Origin of the sequence: Bradyrhizobium sp. USDA 327, from assembly GCF_041262065.1 — a bacterium.
Classification (GTDB): domain Bacteria; phylum Pseudomonadota; class Alphaproteobacteria; order Rhizobiales; family Xanthobacteraceae; genus Bradyrhizobium; species Bradyrhizobium liaoningense.
Genome location: NZ_JBGCCW010000001.1, coordinates 2,283,295 through 2,305,778, shown reverse-complemented (window position 1 = coordinate 2,305,778; position 22,484 = coordinate 2,283,295). Strand labels below are relative to the sequence as shown.

Genomic DNA, 22,484 nt, shown 5'->3' with positions numbered 1-22,484 from the left:
TTATTGCCGCGCCATCTGCGCGTTGCCGACAGCATCGCCATCGAGCTTCTGGTCGTCGTGCATGGTGACCGCGACGCGCAGCAGACGTCCCTCGTACTCGAACGGCGCCTCGTAATCCGACACGGGGCTGCCACGGTCGCGCCCGATGTCGAGCCCGGACCACGAGATCAAGGTGTGGAAGCCGAGCTGGGTCTGGACCGAACCTGCCGGCCCGCCGTCGATCAGCAGCGTGTATTCCGAGACACCCGTGCGCGCGCCCTTCGCGGGCGGCTCCTTGCGCACGAGCCGTTCGACGTGAACGCCGAGACGCCGCGCGCCCGGCGGCACCTTGCGGTCCGAACGCACGATCTGGTGGCTGCCGCCGATGTTGAGATCGTGCACGAGATGCCCGCCCTTGACGTAGAGGCTGTAGCCCGACGTCGCATCGCCGTGTGAGATCAGCACGCCGTCTGCGCCTGTCTCGCCGATCTCGACATGCGCCTCGATCGTGTAGCTGCGGCTGCGCACATCGGGCGCCACGTCCGTCGGCACATGCCCCATCCCGGCGTGGAAGACGAAGTGGCGGCGCGCGCCGTGGAAGCGCGCGGCATTCTCCGCAAAGCGCGGTCCGAAGCGGTCGTCGAGCGGCAGGACCTTGTGCTTCTCGGCTTCCTCCCACCATGCGGCGACCATCCTGGCGAGGCGCTCCGGCTCCCTGGCCGCGAGGTCGTTGGTCTCGGAGAAATCCGCGTCGAGATGGAACAGCTCCCATTTGTCGTTCTCGAACGACGTGCCCGAGGGATGAAAGGCGACGGCCTTCCATCCGCCGTGCCAGAGCCCGCGATGGCCGAACATCTCGAAATATTGCGGCGAGCTCTTCGAGGGTGCCAACGCCTCCGTGATCGAGCGCGCAAAGCTCTCGCCTTCCAGCGGCATTTGTTGGCAGCCCGCGATGGTCGCGGGCGCCTCGATGCCGACCAGTTCCAGCAGCGTCGGCGTGAGATCGCAGGCGTGGACGAACTGATGCCGCAACTCGCCTCGGCCTGCGATCTTCTTCGGCCAGTTGATCACGAAGGGATCGCGGATGCCGCCGCCATGGGTGTTCTGCTTGTAGCGGCGCAGCGGCGTGTTCGAGGCCATCGCCCAGCCATGCGGGAAATTGCTGTGCGTGTCGGGCCCGCCGATGTCGTCGATGCGGCTGAGCTTCTCAGCGACCGGCTCCGGCTTGAAGTTGAACGGTCCCATTGCGTTGACGAAGCCGAGCGGCCCACCCTCCTGGCTCGCGCCATTGTCGGACATCACGATGATCACGGTGTTGTCGCGGATACCGGCCGTCTCCAGGAACGAGACGAGACGGGCAAGATGCCGATCGGAATGGTCGAGCATGCCGGCGAAGGCCGCCTGCAGCCGCGTGAAGACGCGGCGCTCGTCAGCCGAATGCTCCTCCCAGGCCTTGACGCCGTCATTGCGCGCCGGCATCCGCGTTGCCTCCGGCACCAGCCCCATGGCTTTCTGGCGCGCCAGCCGCTGCTCGCGCTCGACGTCCCAGCCGTGCGCGAAGGCCGCGTCGTAGCTCATGATGATCTCGGCCGGCGCCTGATGCGGCGCGTGGCAGGCGCCGAGCGCGACCCACGTGAGCCAGGGGACATCCGGACGGTCGGCATGGTGATCGCCGATGAAGCGGATGGTCTGGTCGATCAGATCCTCGGTCAGATGATAACCATCGGCATAGCTGCCGGGAGGATCGATATGGGTGTTGTCGGAGACGAGTTCCGGCGCATACTGGTCGGTCTCGGCATCGAGGAAGCCGTAGAATCGGTCGAAGCCGCGGCCGAGCGGCCAGCCGTCGAACGGACCGGTGGCGCCGCTCTCGGTCAGCGGCGTGACATGCCATTTGCCGACCATGTAGTTGCGGTAGCCGTGCACGCGCAGCATCTCGGCGAGCGTCCCCGCCTCGCGCGCGATCTTGCCGCGATAACCGGGATAACCGGAATCGAAATTGGCAAGACAGCCGACGCCGACCGAATGATGGTTGCGCCCGGTGAGCAGCGCCGCGCGCGTGGTCGAGCACATGGCCGTGGTGTGGAAGCCGCTGTAACGCAGGCCTTCCGCGGCGAGCTTGTCGATGATCGGCGTCCTGATCGCCGAGCCGTAGCAGCCGAAATCGGAGAAGCCGACATCGTCGAACAACACCACCAGGATGTTCGGCGCGCCCTCGGGCGGCTTCACGGCCTCCGGCCACCAGGGCCGTGAATCCGCTATGGTCTTGCCGACGGTGCCGCGGAACGGCGCGGTGCTGCCTGCGCTCATCTGCTCCTCCCTGTGCGATGCCTGGCGGTCGCGGTTGACCCGCAGCCTGCCCGGGCTTAAAATTATAATCGGAATTATGATTACGAAATGGGGCGGGATGCAGGCACGGATGAGGCCACGTTCGGAGCCCGAGCTTCGCGACTTCGACCTGCCCGGAGTCGCCCCGTCGCGGCAGAAGCGCAGCCGCGAGACGACGCTGGCGCTGCTGCGCGCCGGCGCCGACATGCTGCGGACGCGCAGCCTTGCCGAGCTCTCGATCGAGGCGCTCTGCGCCGAGGTCGGCGCCACCGTCGGCGCCTTCTACAGCCGTTTCGAGAGCAAGGAGGCCTATTTCAACGCCCTGATGGCGCTGGCCGCGCGCGACGGCGAGCAGCGGCTGGGCGAGATCAGGCGCCCGTCACCGGATACGAGCCTCGACCAGCTCTGCCAGATCATCGTCAGCGGCATCGTGGCCTGGATGCGCAGCCACGAGGGCGTGCTGCGCGCCACGCTCCAACATGACGATACCCGCCCGGACAAATGGACGCCGTTCAAGGCGCTCGCCCAGGCGAGCACGACGCGCGCCACCCCTCTCCTGCTGCCGGCCATGGGCAAGGGCCGCAAAGCGGCGAAAACCCGCGCCATCGCCTTCGGCTTCCAGGTCGTGCTGGGCACGCTGGTGAACGCGATCCTCAACGATCCCGGCCCGCTGTCGCTTGCATCGAAAGAGATGGAGACGCGGCTTGCCGGCTGCCTGTCGCTGTTGCTCCAAGCGGAGGTCGGTCAACCTGCCGCGAGATAGGCTTTCCGCCCCTGCTGTCAGCCAACGATGTCGTTCGCCCGGAGCAGCGTCGTGAAGCCGCCATAGATCATGCGCTTGCCGTCGAACGGCATGCCCTCGAACTTCATCCGCGGGTCCTCCATCACCTTCTTGTTGATGGCATCGCGGGTCTCCCGGTCGCGGTAGACGATCCAGGCGAACACCACGACCTCGTCCTCTTTCGCCATCACCGCACGCGGAAACGAGGTGAGCTCTCCGTAGGGAACGTCGTCGCCGATGCATTCGACATAATCGAGCGCGCCGTGCTCCATCCAGAGCGCGCAGGCGGTCTTCGCCAGCACCTTGTAGGCCTCGATCTTGTCCTTCGGCACGGCAAGAATGAAACCATCGACATAGGGCATCAGGGATCTCCTTGGGTTGTACGGCCCAAGGACGATACTGCGCGCGGCGATCCGACCCGGAAACGCGAATGCGAGATGAGGCAAAGCGTCGCGAGCAGCGACCCGGCCGATCAACCTGCGATCCTGCTCGGGGATTGGAACCACACCTTGGGAAGTACTGCGAGCTGGCTGGGGAACCTGGATTCGAACCAAGACAAACAGAGTCAGAGTCTGTTGTGCTACCGTTACACCATTCCCCACCGAAGCGCTTGAAATCGCTAAGCTTTCTTCGGAAGTTTTGCAAGGCTGGCTGAAGTTCTGCAAATCAGCGCTCGCAGGCCGCTCATATAGCCGCGCTGACCTTCGGGGTCCAGTCCTTCTGTGGACATCGTCGCGTGTTCTCGCTGCGTTCACGCCAGAGCGAAACGCGTCTTGCTGCTCCTTTTCGGCCGGTCTCATGACCTCGCGGTCGGCCGATCAGACGACGATACGATCGAAGTCCGCGGCGATCCGGGTACTCGGGAAGATCCTTGCGGCTTCGGCGAGAATCTCCTCGTCTTCGTAGCGTCCCGACAGATGCGTCAGCACGAGCTGCCCGACGTTGTTCGTGGCTGCAAAGGAAGCCGCTTCTGCCGCGGTGAGGTGGCCATAATTCCGCGCGGTCGGCGCGTCGCGATCGAGAAACGTCGCCTCGATCACCAGCATGTCGGCGTCGGCAACGTATTGCGACAGCCCCTCGGTGGTCTCGGTGTCGCCGATCACGACGAGCTTCCTGCCGCCGCTCGGCGGGCCAAGGATATCTTCCGGGTCGACGGTTCGGTCGGCAAGCACGACCGGGCGGCCCGCGGCCAATTCGCCGCGCAAGGGACCGTCGGGGACACCAAGCGCTATGAGCCGATCGGGCCGAAGACGACGGCGCGCGGGGCTCTGGAATACGAAACCAAAACTGTCGGTGTCGCGGTGGCGAACCGGAAAACAGTCGATGGTGAATTCACCGGCATCGATGACCTGTCCTTCGGCCAGCGGCGCGAACGCGACCGGGATCGGCGCCCTGCCCGCGCCCCACAGGCCTGCGAGCATCCGGATGACGATGTCGAGCGTTCCTTCCCCGCCGTGAATTGTCATGACATCGGAGGTCTGCCGCAGGCCCAGCGTCGAGAACAGGCCGGGAATGCCGAGCACGTGATCGAGATGAGCGTGCGTCAGCAGGATGCGGTCGAGCCGGCGAAAGCCGGCGCCGCTGCGCAGCAGCTGGCGCTGTGTGCCCTCGCCGCAATCAATCAGGATGCGCGTGCCCGACGCCTCCACCAAGAGCGCGGGATGGTTGCGCTCCGCTGAGGGAACGCTGGCGGAGGTCCCGAGAAATGTCAGGGCGAACATGGTCGTCACGAGCCCAGAAGGTGGTTGAGGCCGCCCGTCCGGCCGGCCTCACCGTCCCCAATGCCACGCGAGCAGCAGCGCGTACAGGGCCATCGACGCGACGTAGAGCGCGGCAAGCAGTGCGTAGCCCGCGAACTGGCGGCCGAGCGTCGCCGTCGGCCTCACCCACCAGTCGAGCGCCCTGAAGGCGGCGGGCACCAGCCACCAGCCGAGCAGCTGCGTGCTGACGAGATTGCCGACGAAAAGCGACAGCCAGACCGGCACGCCGTTTCTGTCGATCAAGGGCGTGCTGATGAAATAGCCCCAGAGATAGACCACGGGATAGAGCACCAGGAGGACGATCAGGTTGCTCTTCAAGATTAATCCCGGCCCTTGCTCGGGAGCCGGCGTCTTGCCGGTCGGGAACCAGAAATTGAAGCCGTAGCTCGCCCGCTTCACGTTCATGCCGGCATTGAAGCGCTCGCCCTCCTTGAGAAGGGTCTGCCGCAAGGGCGAGTCGAGCCACGCATTGAGATTGGCATCAGAGTCGAACGACAGGATGATGATCCATTCGTCGTGCAGGCCCGGAATCGGCCGCTCGATCTTGTGCCGCAGGAACCCCTTGAACTCGGCCTCCGCCGCCTGGATGCGCTGCTGCCATTTCAGGAACGCATCCTCGAGCCCATCAGGGACATTGAACGAGATGACGGCCGAGACCGCGCTGTCGCGCTGAACGCCGGTGTCGGGCAGGATATGGACGTCCTCCGAACCGACGAAGAAGCGCTGCACTTCCGCGATGAGTCGTGCCCGCACATCGCTCTGGAGCCAGGCGCGTGCAGCGGAGGGGCTGGCGAAACGCAGGATCGTCACCCAGTCCACATGCGCCGGCGGTTGCGGCGGCACCACCTCCTGGCCGAGAAAGCCGGGCCATGCCTTGAGCACCTCGCCGACCTCGCCGTTCCATCGCGCGAACGCGGCAAAGCCGTCGTCGGCGATGCGGCGTTGGATCACGAGGGCGACCGGCTGGTGGGCTGTGTCAGGGGATGCGCTCATGAGCTGCCGTCTCAGCTCTTCTTGTAGAGACGCTTGCCCATCACCCAGGTCTCGTCGACGCAGCGATCGTCGCCGACCATCATGACGGCGAACAGCATGCTCGCGGCCTCATCCATCGTACGCGGGCCGGCGCCGTCGGCGATCAGCGACTGATGCCACGCTTGCGCGGCCTGCCCGCCGTTGGGATCGAGCGCCACGAAATCGGCTTCCTTGCCGGGCTCGAAATTGCCGAGCTTGTCGTCGATGTAGAGACCTTCTGCGCCACCGAGCGTGATCGACCAGAAGCCGCGATAGGGCGAGAGCTTGTTGCGCTCGGCCTCGGCGAGATCCTTCCGCGTGGGATCGATGCTGCCGTCGAGCAGCGTGTTGTTGCACATGCCGACCTTGTAGGCGTCGTCGAGCACGGAGATCATCGAGAAGCGGTTGCCGCCGCCAACGTCGGTGCCGAACGACATCTTGACGCGATGCTCGGGATCGGTGGCGCGACCGAGGCGGAACAGGCCGCTGCCGAGGAACAGGTTCGAGCACGGACAGAACACCACCGCGGCGCCCTTCTTCGACATGCGGCGGAACTCGTTGTTCGAGAGATAGACGCCGTGGCCGCCCGAGAACTTTGGACCGACCAGGTCGAACTTCTCGTAGACGCCGAGATAGTCCTGACAGTCCGGATGCTCGACCAGCACGCCGCTGCATTCGGCCGGGTTCTCGGAGATGTGGGTGTTGACCCAGCAGTCCGGGTGCTCGTGCTTGAGGCGCTGACACGCTCTCAGCAATTCCGGCGAGGCACCGAAGGCGAAGCGCGGCGTGATGGCGTAGAGGTTGCGGCCCTTGTTGTGGTACTGCGCGATCAGCCGTTTGCTGTCGCGATAGAAATTGTCGGGGGTATCGATGAAATCGGCCGGCGCGTTGCGATCGATCCCGGTGAGGCCCGCGATGACGCGCATGTTGCGTCTGCTCGCTTCCTCGAACAGCTCTTCGGTCGAGACCGGCGAGGAGCTGGTGAAGGCTTGGCATGTGGTGGTGCCGGCGGCGAGCAATGCGTCAAGAAAGCGCTTCACGCCCTCGCGCGCGTAGTTGCGATCCCGGTATTTGAGCTCTTCCGGATAGACCCACTTCTGGAGCCACGGCAGCAGCTGCTCGCCATAAGCCCCTAACACGCGGGTCTGCGGCAGATGAATGTGGCCGTCGATGAAGCCCGGGACGATGATGCGGTCCTTGATATGAGTGATCTCGACGCCCGGATGCGCGGCGGCGATCTTGTCATAAGGGCCGAACGCCTTGATCACGCCGTCGGTGACGACCATGAGGCCATCCTGGTGAAAGCGCGCCGCGGCCTGCTCGTCGCCGACGTGCTTCCAGGGATCGTCGACGAAGTCGAAGAACGTGCCGCGAATAGCAGCGGTGGTCATGATTGGTTCCTCCCTTAAGTCTGTGTCGAGTGGCGCGCTGATGGCAGCGAGATCGCGAGCAACGTTCCGGCGACGGCGCAGAGGCCGAGATAGAGCCATCCGATCGGCGCCTGCGTCGCCTCGGGCAACACTGCCGCGACCGCCATGGCACCGCTCACCGCGAGATAGCAGAGCGCGCTGATCAGGCCGCCGATCAGGCCGTGGTCGCGTTCGAACAGGCCGAGCGCCATGCCGTACATCATCGGGCACAGCACGCCGCAGCCGCCGAGCACCAGCGCGCCGCCGATCGTGATTGACATGAAATCCAGACCGAGGGTCATGCCTGTTACGGCCAGGACCGCAGCGCCGGCGAGAAACAGCGCTAAGGCGCCGAAGCCCATCGCGCGGGCCGGCATGAAGCGTGCGAAATGCGCGCAGCCCAGTTCGCCTGCGAGATTGACGCCGCCCAGGCCGAGCGCGACGAGGCCGTAGATGGCCGCCGAATAGCCGAGGCCGGTCTGGTAGAAGAACGGCGCGACGATGCCGAACGCCAGTTGCGCGCTGGCGGCAGCGGCGAAGACCAGCACGAAGGCCAGGAAGCCCCGACGAACGAGCGCCTCGCGCAAGATACGAGCGGTGCGGCGCGGATCGAACGGCGCACGCCGTTCCGCTGGCAACGTCTCAGGCAGAAGAAATACGACGATCGTGGCAACGATCGCCGCGGCGATGGCAATGACCACGAAGACACCGCGCCAGGACGTCAGCTCGACGATGAAGCCGCCGGCTGCCGGCGCAAGCACGGGCGCCAATCCCCACGCGGCTCCTAGCAGTCCCGAAATCGCAGTGAGCTCACGTCCACGAAAACAGTCTGCAGCGACCGCATAGGCGACGACGAGACAAGTGCAGCCGCCGATGCCTTGCAGGAAGCGCAGCGCGAGCAGCAGCGAGGCGCTGGTCGCCAGCGCACAGGCGATGCTCATCGCGATCAGCACCGACAGCCCTGCGAGCAGGACGTTGCGGCGGCCGAGCATATCGGAGGCGATGCCGACCGGCACGAGCGCGAGACTCATGCCAAGCATGTAGGCGGTGACGGTGTTCTGCATCGACGCCGCGTCAGCGGCAAGATCCACCACCATCTGCGGCAGGCCTGGCGTATAGGCATCGAGTGGAATCTGGCTGAACGGCACGACGCACAGCAGGATCGGCACGATCCCGCCCTTCGCGCGACCTGCGTCCGAAGCAAGTGCAGTCATGGCTTACGCCCCCTCGATGCCCGCGGCCCCGTCCTTTCGTGCGCGCAATGAGATGCGCCGATGCGGGGTGCAGGTGTTGACGCGCGCAAAGTGCCAGAACTGTATGTAGAAACCCTTAGGACGTTCCGTATCGATACGGATTCCGGCGGACGACGTTCAGGTCTTCGCTGCAAGCGGGGCGATCAAAACAAAAAACGCGAAAACAACCCCATGCACAGTACAAATCGTTGAGGAATTTCGCGCCGCCTGGTGCGAGCCCTGTCAGCAGGAACGCTTGACACGTCAGGCAAAACAGGCGCGGAATTGCGCGATCCCCGATTTTGGCTTTGCCCTCGCTCCGACGCCAATAACCGCTCGGAAGGCATCTTCAAACGCATGCCCAAACGGCGATCAAAGCAAGAAGCCCTTGAGAGCGCCAAGAAACTGTTGCGGCGATTGCAGCTGTGGCACGTGCGCGCATCCTGGAATGATCTTGAGTTCGGCGCGCGGCAATCCCGCAGCCAGCTCATGCGACATCGGCGGCGGCGTCGCCTCGTCCTGTTCGCCGCACATGACGAGCACCGGCACGTTCACGCCGGCGAGCTCGGCACGAAGATCAAGGCTTGCCAGAGCATCGCACGCGGCGCGGAACACATCGGGGTCTGTCCGCAGAAAGGCTTCACGACGTCCGCGCATCAGGTCGGGGTGCTGCGCCTGAAAGTCGGGTGCGAACAGGCGCCGCATCGCGACGTCACTGATTGCCTCGAGCCCCTTCTCTCGCGATATCTTCGCCATGTTGCGGAACGCTTCGCGGCCCGGCTCGGAGAAAGCTGCGCCGCAATCAGCTAGAATGAGCCGGCTGGCAATTCCCGGATGGCTGATCGCCATCTGCAAGGCGACGAAGCCGCCATAACCATTGCCGAGCACGATCGACGGCGTGCCGCCCGCGGCATCCCGCACAGCCTCTGCCATCCGGTCCGCGACAGCAGCAAGTCCGCCCTCGACCGTGCGCGAACGGCCGAACCCGGGCAACTCCGGCACGATGGTCTGAAACGATCCCGCAAGCTCCGGCACGATCGCATCGAAGCTGGCCCGATCCGATAGCAGCGAATGGAAAAGAAGGAGCGGCGGCCCCTCGCCCGCCTGCGCGGCGTTGACGGTCTCATTGGCAAGAAGCCTGTCCATGTCCGGCCTATCCCAAACTGCATCGATCGGATCACGCGCTCCCGCGTGCCCTGGAAGCTTCGATTGATAAATCAATTGACAGGGAATTCAAGCATTCGGCACTTGACGTGAAATATCACGAGTAGGATATTTGCCGACAGGAGACACCAATTTCCATGCTTTTACGCGAAAATATCTACGATCTTCTCAGAGCTGATATTTTAGCTTGTCGCTTTGCGCCGGGCGATGAAATGCGAGAGCAGGATCTGGCCGAACGCTATTCGGTGAGCCGGCAACCGGTCCGGGACGCGCTTTTGCGGCTCCAGCGCGAGCACCTCGTCACGGTCCAACCCCGTCAGGGTTATCGGGTCACGCCGATCTCGCTCTCGGACGCCCGCGATCTCCTGCGCTTCCGCCTCGCGCTGGAGCCGGCCTGCGTCACCGAGGCGATCGAGAGCGCTCCGGACAGCGTTTTGAAATCGCTCGACGAATTTCGCCGGTTCTCGGGCAGCCACGAGGACTTCATCGCCTACAATCGCGGCTTCCACACTGCGCTGGCCCATGCCTCCGGCAATCGCCGCATGGCGACGGCGCTGTGCGACCTGATCGGCCAGGCCGACCGGCTGGTCCGCGTCAGTATTTCCAACCTGAAGGGCCACGACCCCGCGAAGCTCGTCGCAGAGCACGTCGCACTGATTGACGCCATGCAGCAGCGCGAAACGCGCACCGCGGCGCGCATCATCAAGGCCCACATCGGGGACACCGAAAAACGCGTTCTGCCGGCGCTCAAGCGCAACGCCGTCATCGTCGAAGAGAGGTCATCATGAACGTTCCCTCGAAACCCGCGTCGATCGACGTCGAAACCCACGGCAATTTCATCGATGGACGGGAAGTCGAAGCCGGAGACGGCGCGATGCTGGACGTCCGCAATCCCGCGACCGGCGATGTCATTGCCCGCATTCCCAATTCAACCGCTGAGGATATCGGCCGCGCCATGAAAAGCGCGCGCGCCGCGTTCGACGGCAAGGCCTGGGGCGGCATGGACACGCGGGCCAGGGCCAGGCTGGTCAACAAGTTCGCCGATGCGTTCGAGGCCAATCTCGACAGCCTGTATCGGCTCGAGACTCTCAACAACGGCCGCCCAGTCAACGAGACCCGCGCCCAGCTCTCCCGCCTGCCCGATTTCTTCCGCTACTTCGCAGGCCTCGCTTTGTCGCGCCGTGACTCCGTGATCCCCGTCGAAGGCGCTTATCTGAACTACACGCTCCGCACGCCGATCGGCATCGTCGCCAATTGCACCCCGTTCAATCACCCCTTGATGATCCTGTGCAAGTCGCTCGCCGTGGTGCTGGCGACCGGATGCGTCACCGTGGTGAAGCCGTCCGAATACACGCCGCTCACGACCCTGAAGCTGGCGCAGATCTTCACCGACGCGGGCCTGCCGCCCGGCGTCTTCAATATCGTGCTGGGCCTCGGCCCCAGCGCCGGCAAGATGCTGGCCGAGCATGGCGACATCAACAAGCTGGTCCTGACCGGCGGCACCGAGGCCGGCCGCATCGCCGGCAGCGCGGCCGCAAAGGTGTTCGCGCATCAGACCATGGAACTCGGCGGCAAGACGCCGGTGATGGTGTTCGATGATTTCGACGTGGACCGCGCCGTCAATTATGCCGCGTTCGGCACATTCATCGGCGCCGGACAGACCTGCGTCTGCGCCTCGCGCCACATCGTCCAGGCCTCGATCTACGACGAGTTCGTGGAGAAGCTGCAGGCCAAGACCCGCACGATCCGCGTCGGCGATCCCTTCGATCCCAGCACCCAGATGGGCCCCGTGATCTCGGCCAAGCAGCGCGACCGCGTTCTCACCTATGCAGGCTATGGTCACGCCGACGGCGCGCGTCTCGTCACCGGCGGCGTTGCCGCCAAGGTGCCCGGCCACGACAACGGATATTTCGTCGAGCCGACGGTGTTCGCCGACGTCAAATCCGACATGCGCATCTTCCAGGAGGAAGTGTTCGGTCCCTTCACCTCGGTGACATCGTTCAAGGACGAGGCCGATGCGCTCCGGCTCGCCAACGACTCGCCGTTTGGCCTCGCCGCAGCGATCCGTACCCGCGACGTCGCCCGCGCTCACCGTGTCGCCGCCGCGGTCAAGGCCGGCATCGTCTGGATCAACGATCATCACCGGCTCGATCCGGCCTCGCCCTGGGGCGGCGTCGACGATTCCGGCATCGGCCGCGAATGCGGCGCCGAAAGCTTCAACGACCATTTCAACACCAAGAGCGTGATGGTCGCGACCCACGAGCAGCCGTTCGACTGGTACCGCGACACGGCCAATCAGAAGCGGCTGAACTAGCAGAACTGCACCCGGCCGACCGCCCATAGAAGGCGGGCCGCATCAACCAGAATGGCAGTCAAGGGAGAGCGTCAATGTCGACATCGGTGAACGCAGGCAGCCGTCTCGATCGGCTGCCGATCGGGCCATTCCACCGCCGCATCATGCTGCTGATCGGCATCGGAATGTTCTTCGACGGTTTCGACATCTACATTGCCGGGACCGTGCTCAGCGTCACGCTGAAATCAGGCTTTTCGACGCTCGCTCAGAACGCGGCCTTCATCTCCGCGACGTTCGTCGGCATGATGCTGGGGTCGTTCGGCACCGGCTTCCTCGGCGACCGCCATGGGCGCCGCTTCACCTATCAGTTCAATCTGCTCCTTTTCGGCATCGCTTCCCTTGCCGCGGCATTCGCGCCGAACATGGCCTTCCTGATCGCCTGCCGCTTCGTGATGGGCGTCGGCCTCGGAGCCGAGAACGTCGTCGGCTATTCGACGATGACGGAGTTCGTGCCCGCCCGCACCCGCGGCAAATGGCTCGGCCTCACCGCCGTATGCGTCGTGACGGGCCTGCCAGCGGCACTTTTGATCGCATCCGTGCTCGTTCCGCAGTTCGGCTGGCGCTCGATGTTCGTGCTCGGCGGCATCGGCGCGCTCGTCGTCTGGTACATGCGCAAGTCGCTGCCGGAATCCCCGCGCTGGCTCGAAGCCGTGGGACGCACCGCCGAGGCGGAAGCGTTGATGCAGGCGATCGAGAAGGAAGCGGCGCAAGGACAACCCTTGCCTGCTCCAGCGCCCACGACACCCGCTCCGGTCGCTCCCGATCTCGGCACGTTGTTCACTGCGCCCTTGCTGTCGCGGATGATCGTCGGCGCCATCTGCCTGATCACGATCAACACCCTGCTCTATGGCTTCGTGACCTGGCTGCCCGTGTTCTTCGTCAAGCAGGGCCTGTCGGTCGCGACATCGTTCGGCTATTCGCTGCTGATGGCGCTCGGCGCGCCGATCGGCGCGGCCATCGGTGCATTGACCGCCGACCGCTGGGGACGCAAGCCAACGATCATCGGCGCGTCGCTGATCTCGGTGGCGCTGGGCATGCTCTATCCCATGATCTCGGATCCGGTCCTGCTGCCGGCCGTGGGCTTCGCGCTGACGGTGCCGATTTACGTCCTGGTCGCACTCCTGTTCGGCATCTACATTCCAGAGCTGTTTCCGACCGAGGTCCGGCTGCGTGCGTCGGGCATCGTCAATACGCTGGGGCGCGGCGCCACGATCGTCACGCCGTTCCTGGTCGTGTCGCTGTTCGAGTCGCGCGGCATGGCGGGCGTCATGGCCCTGATGATCGGCTTGCTCGTGGTACAGATCATCACGGTCTGGGTACTCGGCATCGAGCCCCGACATCGCAGCCTCGAGGAACTCAAGGCCGAAGAGACTGCCGCGCCGGTCCTCAAGGAGGCGTCCTGAGGGGCAGCCGGAGGAGCAGGACCTGCAATATTCGAGACGCCCGCTTCGGCGGGCTCCTCACCACGAGGGCCGATCGTGCCGCAAAACGCCACCTCATCCTCAGGACCCTCCGTAGGCGTGCGTCGAGGGATAGGGCCGCAGGCAAGCTTGCGACCCCGACCGATGGGCAGATCTGGTTCCCGTTGCGCCGCCTCCTCATCTCGCGCTCAAAATTGCATTTTCGACGCCTCGAGCGGTTTCGCCGAGACGAAGATGCAATGGAGATCGTGATGACCCCGGCTTCCGCTGACCTGGACTACGGCTCGATCGGCGCACTCCTCGGCGACCTGCACGCGCGCAAGGTGTCTGCTTCGGAGCTGCTCGAACACACGATTGCGCGGATCGAGGCGCTGGACGGCCCGATCAACGCGATCGTCGTTCGCGATTTCGATCGCGCCAGAAACGCCGCCCGCGCCGCCGATGCCGCGCTTGGCCGCGGCGAGCGGCGGCCGCTCCTCGGGATCCCCGTGACCTTGAAAGAACCGTTCAACGTCGCCGGCCTGCCGACCACATGGGGCTTTCCGCATTTCAGGGATTTTCAACCGGCGGAGGATGCCCTTATCGTCTCGCGATTGAAGGCGGCGGGCGCCGTCATCATCGGCAAGACCAACATCCCGATCGGCCTCAGGGACTTCCAGAGCTACAACGAGATCTACGGGACGACGAACAACCCCTGGGACCTCGGCCGGTCGCCCGGCGGCTCCTCCGGCGGATCGGGCGCGGCGCTGGCCGCAGGCTTCGGTCCACTCTCGATCGGCTCCGATATCGGCGGGTCCATCCGGGTGCCTGCGCATTTCTGTGGTGTGTTCGGTCATAAGCCAAGCCTCGGCCTGGTCCCGCTGCGCGGATACAGTCTGCCGCCGGCACCGCCGGTACCCAGCCAAGGCGATCTAGCTGTCGTTGGGCCGATGGCGCGTACCGCCTCCGACCTCGCATTGGCGCTCGACGTGATCGCGGGTCCCGACGAGACGCGCGACGGGGTCGGCTATCGCCTTGCGCTGCCGGCACCGCGACATGAGCAGCTCAGGGACTTCAGGATTCTGGTGATCGACACGCACCCGCTGATGCCGACGGGCGACGCCGTGCGTTCTGCCATCGAACGACTGGCGGAACGGCTCGAACGGTCAGGCGCGCAAGTCGCGCGCTCAAACACGTCGCTGCCCGATCTCGCCGAGTCGGCACGGCTCTACATGAAGCTGTTGAACGCCGCGCGAAGCCCGCGCCTGACACCGGACGCGCTTGCGGAGGCACAAGGCGTTGCCGCGACGCTCTCACCCAGCGATCGCAGCCTGCAGGCCGAGCGCGCCCGCGGCTGGGGCATGATCCATCGCGATTGGCTGGCGGCCGATGCCGCCCGCCTGCAGCTGCAACAGAAATGGCATCAGTTCTTCCGCGAGTTCGACGCGGTGATCTATCCCGCCGCCGCCGTGCCGGCCTTTCCGCATGACCAATCGGAGCCGTTCGACGCACGGCAACTGGACATTGATGGCAAGCTCTACGATTACTCCGATGCGTGCTTCATCTGGGCCGATCCTGCCTCGACCTGCGGATTGCCGGCGACCGCGGCTCCGATCGAGCGCACGCCGTCAGGCTTGCCAATCGGCGTTCAGATCATCGGGCCGTATCTGGAGGACCGCACCACGATTGCGTTGGCCGAACTGATCGAACGCGAGTTCGGCGGCTTCGTCCCGCCGCCATCGCTATCTGCAATGCGATCCGAGAGATAGCTACGTCTTGTCAGTCGATTGCGCTTCCACCGCCTGCACGGCGACGCTCGCGACCTGCCGCAAGGCTTCGCGGTCCGCGCCCGAGGACGCCATCACGCCCATGCCGACCGACACCGCGGAGACATAACGCGCGAGCGCGGCGGGATCGGACGTTGGCTTGAGATCACCTTCGGCCTTGGCGCGAATGAAACGGTCGCGGAGCTGGTCCTCGTTCTGGGCGCGGCGCGTGGCCAATTCGAAGGGGACGTTCTCGGAGCCGGTGCCGCAGGCGATGCCGCCTTGCACCAGCAGGCAGCCGGGCGGATTGGCAGGATCGGTCTGCTTGTCGGCGATGCCCATCAACATCCGCTCGGCGACGGCGCGGGCGGTGGGCGCTGCCACCACCTCCTCCATCCAGATGTTCCGCAGCTTGGTGTAGCGGTCGAGCGCGGCCTTCAGCAGGCCTTCCTTGTTGCCGAAGCAGGCATAGAGACTGGGCGGGTTGATGCCCATGGCCTCGGTGAGCTGGGCAATGGTCGCGCCCTCATAGCCATGGCGCCAAAACACTTCCATCGCCTGGTCCAACGCCATTTCGGCGTCGAATTCGCGGGGGCGTCCCATGCCCATGTGCCTGTCTCCTCGGAATTCGCGTTCTGCAGAAGGCTTAACGTCGAATGCTAACTATTTGTTCTAATTCTACTTTCCTAGGGTCTTCCAATTCTTGCGGTATGCCGCTACAATTTTCTTAGTGAATGGTACATAAGTATCTTGCACTGCGGTATCCAGCTCCACATCTGTAGTGAACACTACATATCTGGAGCGCGCAAATGCCCCCCTCCCAAAACACCTCTCGCACCGGCCGTTTCCGCCGCCTTCTGGGCGGCGTCGCCATCGTGGGCGCCCTCGCCGTGGCCGGCTCGATGGCGACCGGCCGCTACTTTCACGCGGCGCAAGCGACGGCACCGGCCGCCGCGGCCGAACAAGCCGTTTCCGTCACCGTCGCGATGATCGAGCCACGGCAGACCGTGCTGTGGGACGACTTCTCGGGCCGGCTGGAGGCCATCCACCGCGTCGAGCTCCGTCCGCGCGTTGCGGGTGCGATCCTGTCGGCGAACTTCACCGAAGGGGCGCTGGTGAAGGGCCGGCGACGTGCTGTTCAAGATTGACCCCGCCCCTTATGCGGCCGAGGTCGACAAGGCTGCAGCGCAGCTCGAAGCTGCAAAAGCGCGCGTCGTCTTCACCCAGAGCGAGCTCGAGCGCGGTGCGCAGCTCGTCGGCAACGCCGTGGTGACGCGCCGCGACTACGACCAGCGCGACAACGCCAACCGCGAAGCCATTGCCAATGTGAAGGCGGCCGAGGCGACGCTCCAGACCGCAAAGCTCAATCTCGACTACACCGAGGTGCGCGCTCCCGTGGACGGCCGCGTCGGCAAGATCGAGATCACCGTCGGCAATCTCGTCGCCGCCGGCACCGCGTCCCCGGTCTTGACTTCGCTGGTCTCGATCAATCCGATCTACGCCTCGTTCGATGCGGACGAAGAGGTCGTGCTGCGCGCGCTGAACTCGATCGCGGATGCCTCCGGCAGGCGCGGCGAGCTCGACCAGATCCCGGTCGAGATGACCACGTCGGGCGGCCTGTCCGCAAAGGGCCACATCCAGCTCATCGATAACCAGGTCAACGGCCAGAGCGGCACCATCCGTGTCCGCGCCGTATTCCGCAACGAGGACGGGCGCCTCATCCCCGGCCAGTTCGCCCGCGTGCGCATGGGCCAGCCGAAGCAGCAGGCACTGGTGATGATCGACGAGCGCGCGATCGGCACCGACCAGGACAAGAAGTTCGTGATGGCGGTCGGCGACGACAACCGCGCCGTCTACCGGCCAGTCACGCTCGGCGGCACCGTCGATGGGCTTCGTATCGTCACCTCGGGTCTGAAGTCCGGCGACCGCATCGTCGTGAACGGACTACAGCGTGTGCGTCCCGGTGCCCTGCTCAAGACGGAGATCGCGGCAATGGGCGCGCGTCCGCAGCAAGCCGCCTCCAACCACAGCAACCAGGACGTGGTGCAACGCTAAGTCATTCCGGGGCGCGACGCAGTCGTGAACCCGGAATCTCGAGATTACGAAGCTCCGATCATCTCACCTCTGGATTCCGGGTTCGCGCGCGATGCGCGCGCCCCGGAATGACGGTGAAGTGGTCGGAGGTAGGGAAGATATTGCGCAGGGGCAAAGCCAATGAATCTCTCGAAGTTTTTCATCGACCGTCCGATTTTCGCCGGCGTGCTGTCGGTGCTGATCTTCCTGGCGGGCCTGATCTCGCTGTTCGCGATGCCGATCTCGGAATATCCGGACGTGGTGCCGCCCTCAGTCGTGGTGCGAGCGACCTATCCCGGCGCCAATCCCAAGGTGATCGCGGAGACGGTGGCAACCCCGATCGAGGAGCAGATCAACGGCGTCGAGAACATGCTCTACATGTCGAGCCAGGCGACCACCGACGGCGCGATGACGCTGACGGTGACGTTCCGGCTCGGCACCGACCCCGACAAGGCGACGCAGCTGGTGCAGAACCGCGTGCAGCAGGCCGAGCCGCGCCTGCCGGCCGTGGTGCGCCAGCTCGGCATCATCACCAAGAAGTCGTCGCCCGACCTCACCATGGTCGTGCACTTGCTGTCGCCGAACGGCCGCTACGATATGACGTATCTGCGCAACTATGCGGTGCTCAACGTCAAGGACCGGCTGGCGCGGATCGACGGCGTCGGCGACGTCCAGCTTTATGGCGCCGGCGACTATTCGATGCGGGTCTGGGTCGATCCACAGAAGGCGGCCGAGCACGGCCTGACCGCGAGCGACATCGTACGGGCAATTCAGGCGCAGAACGTCGAGGCCGCCGCCGGCGTGGTCGGCTCCTCCCCGAACGTCAGGGGTATCGACCTGCAATTGTCGGTCAATGCGGAAGGCCGGCTCGCGAACGAGGAGCAATTCGGCGACATCGTGGTCAAGACCGGCACGCGCGGCGAGGTCGTACGCTTGCGCGACGTCGCGCGCGTCGAGCTTGGCGCCTCCGAATACGGCCTGCGCTCGCTGCTCGACAACAAGCAGGCGGTGGCGATCCCGATCTTCCAGGCGCCCGGCTCCAACGCGCTGCAGATCTCCGACAACGTTCGCGCCACCATGGCCGAGATCAAGAAGAACATGCCCGAGGGCGTGTCCTACCAGATCGTCTACGACCCCACCCAGTTCGTGCGCTCCTCGATCGAAGCCGTCATCCACACGCTGCTGGAGGCCATCGCCCTTGTCGTGCTGGTGGTGATCCTGTTCCTCCAGACCTGGCGCGCCTCGATCATCCCGCTCCTGGCCGTGCCGGTGTCGATCGTCGGCACGTTCGCGGTGATGCACGTGTTCGGCTTCTCCATCAACGCGCTGAGCCTGTTCGGCCTGGTGCTCGCGATCGGCATCGTGGTCGACGATGCCATCGTCGTCGTCGAGAATGTCGAGCGCAACATCGAGGCGGGCCTGTCGCCGCGCGATGCAACGTACCAGGCGATGCGCGAGGTGTCGGGTCCGATCATCGCAATCGCCATGGTGCTGATCGCGGTGTTCGTCCCGCTCGCCTTCATCTCCGGCCTCACCGGGCAGTTCTACAAGCAGTTCGCGCTGACGATCGCGATCTCGACCGTGATCTCGGCTGTCAACTCGCTGACGCTGTCGCCGGCGCTGTCGGCGCTGCTGCTCAAGGGCCACAACGAGCCGAAGGACAAGCTGACGCTGGTCATGGAAAAGAGCCTCGGCTGGTTCTTCCGCGGCTTCAACAAGGCCTTCACGCGCTCCTCCGAGAACTACAGCGGCAGCGTCGGCAAGGTGATATCGGGAAAGGCCGCCGTGATGGGCCTCTACGTGGTCCTCGTCGGTATCACGGCCCTCTTGTTCCAGCAGGTGCCGAGCGGCTTCGTGCCGGGGCAGGACAAGCAGTACCTCGTCGGCTTCGCCCGCCTGCCCGATGGCGCGACGCTCGACCGGACGGAGGAAGTCATCCGCAAGATGAGCGACATCGCGCTGACCCAGCCTGGTGTCGAGAGCTCGGTGGCATTCCCGGGCCTGTCGATCTCCGGCTTCACCAACTCGTCCAACGCCGGCATCGTGTTCTCGACGCTGAAGCCGTTCGACGAACGCAAGGATCCCTCGCTCAGCGGTCCCGCCATCGCGGCCGAACTGAACAAGAAGTACGCGGGCATCCAGGAAGCCTTCATTGCCATGTTCCCGCCGCCGCCGGTCAACGGCCTCGGTACCATCGGCGGCTTCAAGCTGCAGATCGAGGACCGCGCCGGTCTCGGCTATGACGCCTTGAACGAAGCGACGAACGCATTCATGGCAGCGATGCAGAAGGCGCCGGAGATCGCCGGCGTGTTCTCGAGCTTTCAGGTCAACGTGCCCCAGCTGTTCGCCGACATCGACCGCACCAAGGCGCTTCAGCTTGGCGTACCCGTGACGGAAGTCTTCAACACGCTCCAGATCTACCTGGGCTCCTATTACGTCAACGACTTCAACAAGTTCGGCCGCACCTATTCCGTCCGGGTTCAAGCCGACGCGCCGTTCCGCGCGCGCGCCGACGACATCCGGCAGTTGAAGGTGCGCTCGTCCTCGGGCGACATGGTGCCGTTGTCCGCGCTGCTCACGATCCGCCAGAGCGCGGGTCCGGAGCGCGCGATCCGCTACAACGGCTTCCTGTCCTCGGACATCAACGCAGCAGCCGCGCCGGGTTTCTCATCGGGCCAGGCGCAGGAGGCGGCGACGCGGATTGCCGCGGAGGTGCTGCCGCCGGGCTTTGCCTTCGAATGGACCGACCTGACCTACCAGGAGTTCATCGCCGGCAATTCCGGCATCTGGGTGTTCCCGCTGGCGATCCTGTTGGTGTTCCTGGTGCTGGCCGCTCTCTATGAGAGCCTGACCCTGCCGCTCTCGATCATCATGATCGTGCCGATGGGCCTCCTGGCAGCGATGTTCGGCGTCTGGATCTCCAAGGGCGACAACAACGTCTTCACCCAGATCGGCTTGATTGTGCTGGTCGGCCTCTCCGCCAAGAACGCGATCCTGATCGTCGAATTCGCGCGGGAGCTCGAGTTCGCCGGCCGCACGCCGATCCGGGCCGCGATCGAGGCGAGCCGGCTGCGGCTGCGTCCGATTCTGATGACGTCGATGGCGTTCATCATGGGCGTCTTGCCGCTGGTGCTCTCGACCGGCGCCGGCTCGGAAATGCGGCGAGCCATGGGCGTTGCCGTGTTCTCCGGCATGATCGGCGTCACGGTGTTCGGCCTGTTCCTGACGCCGGTGTTCTACGTGCTGCTGCGGACCGTCACCGGCATGAAGCCGCTGATCCATCACGGCAGCGACATCAGCGCGGCGCCGGTCCAGGGGCCTGCCGAGTGAACCGCGTCCCGCCGCGGCGCGCCCCCGGCGGGACCAACAAGATCGGATCGATTATTTCCGGTTCTCTTCGCAGAATTTCAGCGCCGCCAGCGCCTCGCCGGCACGCGGGATCTGCATCTCGATGCTGTCGTCATCGTCGTCCTCGAAATCGAGCGCGAGGCGCTTGGCCTTGGCGAGCCGATCCATGATCGATTGATCGTAGGCGAAGATGCCGCGCACGGTGGTCTTGTCCATGACCTCCCACTTGGCCTTCTTCATGATGTCGGAGTCATCGGTGCCGAGGTCGGCCCGGAGGACCTCGCCGGCCCTATCCCATTCCCAACCATCGTAGATCATCACGATCACGATCGCCTGCTCGGAATAGGTGATCACGATGACGTAGTCGCGGTTCTCGTCATCCTTGTCCTTGTAGCCGCGGCTCGCATTGCAATGCGTGTCCTGCGCGCGCCTCTCGATGGTCCAGTCGCCGACTTTGGATTGTTGCGCAAGGGAGGGGCCGGCGCTCAAGATGCCTGCAAGCAATGCAGCGCCGCGACTGAATCGACTCATATCGGCCTCCAGCGTCGCTCCCCGTGCTGAGATGACCACCTCTGCCGGCGGCCCGCAAGGATTTCAGTCGCCCGCACGGAACACGCCAGTGCCTAACCCCGGCGCGGCACGATTGCGATCGGAGTAAAGGTGTAAACCTCCTCGCCGTTCTGGTTGAACATGGTCCATTTCACCAGCGCTATACCCTGCGGCTTCGATTTGGACGGCGTCAGGCTCATGACCTCACCGACCAGATGCAGACGGTCGTCGGGGCGCACCGGCATCGTCCAGCGCAGGCCGTCGACACCAGCGCCAATCAGCGGATGCGGGCCGAACGGGCGGGTCTGGATTGCGAGGTTCATGGCGATCGCGGCGGTGTGCCATCCTGAGGCAGCGAGCCCCTTGAACAGGGTCGTCTTGGCGGCCTCGTGATCGAGATGCATCGGCTGCGGATCGAACTCTGCGGCAAAGCGCTTGATGTCGGCCTCGGTGACCACAACTTCGGGGGACTTGAACCGCATTCCGACGGTGAGATCGTCGAACCACTCGACCTGCGCCATGATTTTGCCTCGCAATATGGTGCGCCGCCCCGAAGAGGCGGCCCAAAGGGCTTGGGTAATAGCCGGATATAGCGGCCCGCAGCGCGTAAACCAGCGCAGGGTTCCGCGCGAAACCCCTTTCCCGATGCGACGAAACACGCGTGAAACAGATGGCGGGTTAAGTGGTTGTCAAAATAAGTACAGGGACGGCCACCATGCAATTCATCCTCGACCTGATCTACGAATATTCCTGCTGCCAAAACCTCGTCGCCCAGCCGCTACGGGAGGACGAACTATGATCGAGCTGATCTCAGCCCTGCTCGCCCTTTGCAGCATCGGCGTCTTCGCGGCGCACGCGCTGGACGCCTACCGCTCCACGCATTACTGACGGCCGCGGCCTTCCCGGCGCTAGAAGGGCCGCCGGTAGAAATGCTCGGAATGCGTGGCCGGCGGAAACCGGTTGGCGAGCGCCAGCGCTCCCTTCTCGTCCGTCTCGAGCGCGATCTTCTGCGCCAGCATCACGTCGCCCGGCACCAGGAAGCCTGACGGGACGAAGCACCAGCCCATCGTCGCGCGCCCATCGCCGTCGATCTCGTGCACATTGGCGGCCGTGCCATAGTGGATGCGATAGGTTCTGCCGGTGTCGCAGCCGACAACGTCGAAATACCGGTGCTGCTCGAACTGCGCACGCTGCGCCGGCGACAGCCATTCGGCCAGAAGCCGGCGGCCGCGGGCATCCGGCGTGTTCTCGCCGAAGAAGCGGCGATAGAGTTCGCGCAGCGCATGCAGACGCGCACGCGCCGGCGCGCGGAGCCAAACTGCCGCGATCAT

17 protein-coding genes, 1 tRNA gene and 1 pseudogene are annotated in these 22,484 nt (G+C 64.8%); 7 read left to right on the top strand and 12 right to left on the bottom strand.

Annotated elements, in window-relative coordinates; all coding sequences use genetic code 11:
- Positions 1-2,289: an arylsulfatase gene (locus ABIA42_RS10395; RefSeq protein WP_370113808.1), complete on the bottom strand. Its 2,289-nt coding sequence runs from the start codon at positions 2,287-2,289 to the stop codon at positions 1-3.
- A 109-nt stretch (positions 2,290-2,398) separates the two neighbouring features.
- On the opposite strand from ABIA42_RS10395, the gene ABIA42_RS10390 reads away from it, so the two are divergent.
- Positions 2,399-3,070: a TetR/AcrR family transcriptional regulator gene (locus ABIA42_RS10390; protein ID WP_370113810.1), complete on the top strand. Its 672-nt coding sequence runs from the start codon at positions 2,399-2,401 to the stop codon at positions 3,068-3,070.
- 17 nt (positions 3,071-3,087) lie between these two features.
- On the opposite strand, the gene ABIA42_RS10385 is transcribed toward ABIA42_RS10390, so the two are convergent.
- The 7 genes from ABIA42_RS10385 to ABIA42_RS10355 form a co-directional block, all read right to left on the bottom strand.
- Positions 3,088-3,450: a DUF1428 domain-containing protein gene (locus tag ABIA42_RS10385; RefSeq protein ID WP_271529055.1), complete on the bottom strand. Its 363-nt coding sequence runs from the start codon at positions 3,448-3,450 to the stop codon at positions 3,088-3,090.
- A 165-nt stretch (positions 3,451-3,615) separates the two neighbouring features.
- Positions 3,616-3,689 (bottom strand) — tRNA-Gln (locus tag ABIA42_RS10380).
- Positions 3,690-3,906: 217 nt separating this feature from the next.
- Entirely contained in the window at positions 3,907-4,809 is a 903-nt protein-coding gene (rnz, locus tag ABIA42_RS10375; protein WP_271529072.1) for a ribonuclease Z, read from the bottom strand.
- A gap of 48 nt (positions 4,810-4,857) precedes the next feature.
- Positions 4,858-5,841 carry an antibiotic biosynthesis monooxygenase gene (locus ABIA42_RS10370; protein WP_271529073.1) on the bottom strand — a complete coding sequence of 328 codons (984 nt, stop codon included), beginning with the start codon at positions 5,839-5,841 and terminating at the stop codon, positions 4,858-4,860.
- 11 nt (positions 5,842-5,852) lie between these two features.
- Positions 5,853-7,250, bottom strand: coding sequence for a guanine deaminase (gene guaD, locus ABIA42_RS10365; protein WP_370113813.1), 1,398 nt, complete (start codon positions 7,248-7,250; stop codon positions 5,853-5,855).
- A gap of 14 nt (positions 7,251-7,264) precedes the next feature.
- Complete coding sequence (locus tag ABIA42_RS10360) at positions 7,265-8,482, bottom strand: multidrug effflux MFS transporter (RefSeq protein ID WP_370113814.1); 1,218 nt, start codon at positions 8,480-8,482, stop codon at positions 7,265-7,267.
- Between the two features lie 390 nt (positions 8,483-8,872).
- Positions 8,873-9,646 (bottom strand): alpha/beta fold hydrolase, encoded by a 774-nt coding sequence (locus ABIA42_RS10355; protein ID WP_370113816.1) that lies wholly within the window; start codon positions 9,644-9,646, stop codon positions 8,873-8,875.
- Between the two features lie 155 nt (positions 9,647-9,801).
- Here ABIA42_RS10355 and ABIA42_RS10350 point away from each other — a divergent pair, with 155 nt between their 5' ends.
- The 4 genes from ABIA42_RS10350 to ABIA42_RS10335 all read left to right on the top strand — a co-directional run bounded on the left by ABIA42_RS10350 (position 9,802) and on the right by ABIA42_RS10335 (position 15,186).
- A complete protein-coding gene (locus ABIA42_RS10350) occupies positions 9,802-10,452 on the top strand; it encodes a GntR family transcriptional regulator (RefSeq protein ID WP_061877643.1) in 651 nt (216 codons plus the stop codon).
- On the top strand, positions 10,449-11,978 hold the full coding sequence (locus ABIA42_RS10345; protein ID WP_370113819.1) for an aldehyde dehydrogenase: 1,530 nt from the start codon (positions 10,449-10,451) through the stop codon (positions 11,976-11,978). Before ABIA42_RS10350 ends, ABIA42_RS10345 begins: the two co-directional genes overlap by 4 nt.
- A 74-nt stretch (positions 11,979-12,052) precedes the next feature.
- Positions 12,053-13,420 carry an MFS transporter gene (locus tag ABIA42_RS10340; protein ID WP_370113821.1) on the top strand — a complete coding sequence of 456 codons (1,368 nt, stop codon included), beginning with the start codon at positions 12,053-12,055 and terminating at the stop codon, positions 13,418-13,420.
- Between the two features lie 257 nt (positions 13,421-13,677).
- The gene (locus ABIA42_RS10335; RefSeq protein ID WP_370113823.1) at positions 13,678-15,186 is read left to right on the top strand and encodes an amidase; all 1,509 of its coding nucleotides are present in this window, start codon (positions 13,678-13,680) and stop codon (positions 15,184-15,186) included.
- On the opposite strand, the gene ABIA42_RS10330 is transcribed toward ABIA42_RS10335, so the two are convergent.
- Positions 15,187-15,792 carry a TetR/AcrR family transcriptional regulator gene (locus ABIA42_RS10330; RefSeq protein ID WP_271529082.1) on the bottom strand — a complete coding sequence of 202 codons (606 nt, stop codon included), beginning with the start codon at positions 15,790-15,792 and terminating at the stop codon, positions 15,187-15,189.
- A 200-nt stretch (positions 15,793-15,992) separates the two neighbouring features.
- Between ABIA42_RS10330 and ABIA42_RS10325 the strand changes: the two are divergent.
- A pseudogene (locus ABIA42_RS10325) lies at positions 15,993-17,238 on the top strand (efflux RND transporter periplasmic adaptor subunit).
- 159 nt (positions 17,239-17,397) lie between these two features.
- Positions 17,398-20,586 (top strand): efflux RND transporter permease subunit, encoded by a 3,189-nt coding sequence (locus ABIA42_RS10320; RefSeq protein ID WP_271529084.1) that lies wholly within the window; start codon positions 17,398-17,400, stop codon positions 20,584-20,586.
- A 51-nt stretch (positions 20,587-20,637) separates the two neighbouring features.
- Here ABIA42_RS10320 and ABIA42_RS10315 read toward each other — a convergent pair whose 3' ends face one another.
- The 3 genes from ABIA42_RS10315 to ABIA42_RS10305 form a co-directional block, all read right to left on the bottom strand.
- Positions 20,638-21,135, bottom strand: coding sequence for a hypothetical protein (locus ABIA42_RS10315; RefSeq protein WP_271529085.1), 498 nt, complete (start codon positions 21,133-21,135; stop codon positions 20,638-20,640).
- A 92-nt stretch (positions 21,136-21,227) separates the two neighbouring features.
- Positions 21,228-21,674 carry a MaoC family dehydratase gene (locus ABIA42_RS10310; RefSeq protein WP_239623091.1) on the bottom strand — a complete coding sequence of 149 codons (447 nt, stop codon included), beginning with the start codon at positions 21,672-21,674 and terminating at the stop codon, positions 21,228-21,230.
- Positions 21,675-22,061: 387 nt separating this feature from the next.
- Complete coding sequence (locus tag ABIA42_RS10305) at positions 22,062-22,484, bottom strand: hypothetical protein (protein ID WP_370113828.1); 423 nt, start codon at positions 22,482-22,484, stop codon at positions 22,062-22,064.